Raw genomic sequence first — 685 nt, forward strand, 5'->3', positions numbered from 1 at the left:
GTAACGGCTCAGAAGCGTTCGTTTGGGTCTTAGAGCCAGATCCAGATTCTGATGCTGGCAAAACTGATGTGGGCGTCATAAAGCGTGTAAATGTTGTAGTCGGAGAAGTGCTGCCAACGGGTTTGCAGATTTTGTCAGGCTTGGAGCGTGGAGAAAGTGTTGTTACAGCGGGGATGAGCAAACTCTCTGATGGACAACAAGTGCGTCTTCTGAAAGGACAGTAGTCGTGACTCTTACTAACGCAGCGATCACCAATAACCGAACTACGTGGATTTTATTTGCTGTCTTAATGCTCGCAGGCGTACAAGCATTCAAAGATCTTCCTCGTGCATATGATCCTGGTTTTATTATTCGAGCTGCACAAGTGGTCACTTACTTACCTGGCGCCTCTTCCGATAGAATGGAGGAGCTGGTAACTAACCAGATTGAGCAAGTTGTTCAAGAGATTCCAGAACTTGATTTCGTTACGAGTACGTCAAAGACCGGCGTATCGATTGTTGTTGCGAATATTAAAGAAAACTACACCAGTATGCGGCCGATTTGGGATGACCTGAGACGCAAGATTCAAGCGGTTACCCCGGATCTTCCCGAAGGTATTATTGGGCCAGTAGTCAATGATGAATTTGGCGACGTGTATGGCATTGTGATTGCGTTGACGGCGGAAGGGTATACCTACTCCGAGATG

The 685-nt window shown here is 47.0% G+C and carries 1 protein-coding gene and 1 pseudogene; both read left to right on the forward strand.

The window, feature by feature from the left end; all coding sequences use genetic code 11:
- A pseudogene (locus A3751_RS23285) lies at positions 1-224 on the forward strand (hypothetical protein); the annotation flags it as partial.
- A 2-nt stretch (positions 225-226) separates the two neighbouring features.
- Positions 227-685: efflux RND transporter permease subunit (locus A3751_RS20815; RefSeq protein ID WP_197466577.1), on the forward strand; the 459-nt coding region annotated here is incomplete at its 3' end.

The organism is Oleiphilus sp. HI0080 (genome assembly GCF_001635135.1).